Raw genomic sequence first — 2517 nt, 5'->3', positions numbered from 1 at the left:
TCGCTGTCCGAATCTGAGTCACTATCAGAATCACTGTCGCTGTCGGAGTCTGAATCGCTATCCGAATCTGAGTCACTATCGGAATCCGAATCGCTATCTGAGTCTGAATCACTATCGGAATCTGAGTCACTATCCGAGTCCGAATCGCTGTCTGAGTCCGAATCACTGTCGGAATCTGAATCACTATCCGAGTCTGAATCACTATCCGAATCTGAGTCGCTATCCGAATCTGAGTCGCTGTCCGAATCTGAGTCGCTGTCGGAGTCTGAATCGCTATCCGAATCTGAGTCGCTGTCCGAATCTGAATCGCTATCAGATTCGTCGTCGTTTCTTACATATATAATTTCTGTATCTTCTTCAGGATTGTCAACGATAGGTGCTTTGTAACCTTTTGATGGATCATTTTCGTCAACAAGCTCTAAGAATTGACCATCTTGCGTAGTTGCTGTGTGTCCTGAATAATATGGAATAACAGAATTTTCTGATATCTTGCTTGCATCATCTAAATCATTTTCGTAATACTCAAACTTAGTTTCTGGAACTTCAGGATCATCGGGGTCAGGAACTGACCAAATAAATCCACCTAATTTTCCATACGTATAAGTAACCACTGGAGTATCATCTACTCCGATAACTCCTTCAGATGAGCCCGCTTGTTTCTCGACGAAAATATAGCCAGTCATTACCTCAATTTTGTCTGAAATAGTATCTCCGACTTTAACAGACACTGGATCTTCAAGGATTGTTTCGCCATTTCTATCTACGTACCGATAGGTGATTGTTTTTTCTTGACCTTCATATACATAGGTAACTTCTGTCTCGTTATTGCCTAAAACGGTATTTGAATTGCTATCCGTACGAACAAGGTCATAACCTAGAATTTCTACTGCTTTGTTAGCAACTTCATCATCAAAACGCTGAGTGTCTACTAAAGTAGTATTTATCTCGACACCATGTTGGTCCACATATCTGTAGGTAACGTCCGAAGCATTTCCTTTATAGGTATAAGTAATTACAGAGGTGCCATCAGGTTGTGCTACAGCATCACCAGTTTTACTATCAAAGGTATAATTATCAAAGGTTTTCATTGAATCTTCAATTGCTTGCCCAACTCGATAAGTAGAATTCACTTCATTCTCAGCTAGTACCTTACCCGTATCACTCAAATAACGATAGGTAACATTAGTTAGATTTCCTTCATAAACATAAGTGACTCTTGAAGTCCCATCTTCTTTGACAGTTTCATCAGAACCCTCTTGAATCTCTATGAAAGTATAATCAAGAATGTCAATTACTTTGTCAGGAACTGCTACTCCAATATCACCTTCACCGATTTCTTCTCTGATTGTATTCCCAAAGGTATCTACATAAATGTAAGTAACTTTTGCGGTTTCTACCCATTGATCTGAAAGTGGGCCGCCAGTAGGACCATATTCCGAAAAATCATCAATGACTTCTTGTGTAAGCTGTTCAAAAATCTCTGCATATCCTATCAATTCAGCAGTTTTCACTGTCGGAGTTGTGCCAGCAGCTCTAGTAGCAGTACGCAAGGTCTGATAGGCTTCATCCAAGTGATTATAATAAGTCGCTTCAAGGATTGGATGTTCTCTAAAATCTGTGGCCATTGCCGTATTCGCTCTTCTAACAGCAGCACTGCGAGCATCTCTCAGTGTAGCGGTCATTGAGTTTAGTTCGTTAACAACTTTTTCAAGGTCCTTATAGAAATTGATTGGGTCATTCGCCCGAACTTCCAAAACCTCATTAATCTTATCCATTACATCTTTTTCGTTACTGACTAGTACAGCTTTTTCTAGAGCAGGTTTAACGATAGCATTGTACGTATTTGTAGCATTTGCTGACATACCATCAGGTGGAATTAAAAAATCATAAGAATCACTTGTAGTAGTTGTAGTTAGTCCTACTACATTCTCAACATTCAAATTGGAGAGATCAGTCCCAGTGCTATTTAAACTCTGTTCATTAAGTCCCGCAGCATAAACGTTCCCAATCGTCATTGAACCGATGAACAATGCGACAAACGGACTACTAGCTATAATTATTCTTTTTCCATTTCTACGATAGATGATTTTTTTCTCGAGCGATGGCTCGTACTCTTGTTTCATATCATCAAAATTCATCAACAAGTTCCTCCTTTAAGGAAATGAAGCTGCACAGGTTAGGAGTTGCTAATCGTGCAGCTTCATCAAGTGGTTGTATCTTTTCCTTACTTATTCTGACGCTTCATTACGTTTTTTCTTTTTCTTAGAAGCACCATAGAAAGTAATTCCTAATCCAACCATTCCCAATCCAGCAACTGAATAAAGAATCTGACTGTCTTCTGTTCCGGTGCTTGGAAGTGACTTCTTGCTGCCTGAATTTCCTGAACTATTATTACCATTTGTATTTGTGTTAGGAAGCTGTTTAGTATCTTCACCATCAGAGTCACTATCTGAATCCGAGTCGCTATCGGAATCTGAGTCACTGTCTGAGTCTGAATCGCTATCCGAATCTGAATCG

2 protein-coding genes are annotated in these 2517 nt (G+C 39.7%); both read right to left on the bottom strand.

The genetic code is table 11. The annotated features are described in order from the left end of the window. The coding region (locus tag JZO70_RS22160) for a MucBP domain-containing protein (protein ID WP_207675878.1) at positions 1 to 2138 on the bottom strand (2138 nt) is incomplete at its 3' end. A 90-nt stretch (positions 2139 to 2228) separates the two neighbouring features. Next, the coding region (locus tag JZO70_RS22155) for an LPXTG cell wall anchor domain-containing protein (RefSeq protein WP_207675877.1) at positions 2229 to 2517 on the bottom strand (289 nt) is incomplete at its 5' end.

This window comes from Candidatus Enterococcus moelleringii (genome assembly GCF_017377575.1).
In the GTDB taxonomy this organism is placed as follows: Bacteria; Bacillota; Bacilli; order Lactobacillales; family Enterococcaceae; genus Enterococcus_A; species Enterococcus_A moelleringii.
This window is presented reverse-complemented; position numbering and strand designations above follow the sequence as displayed.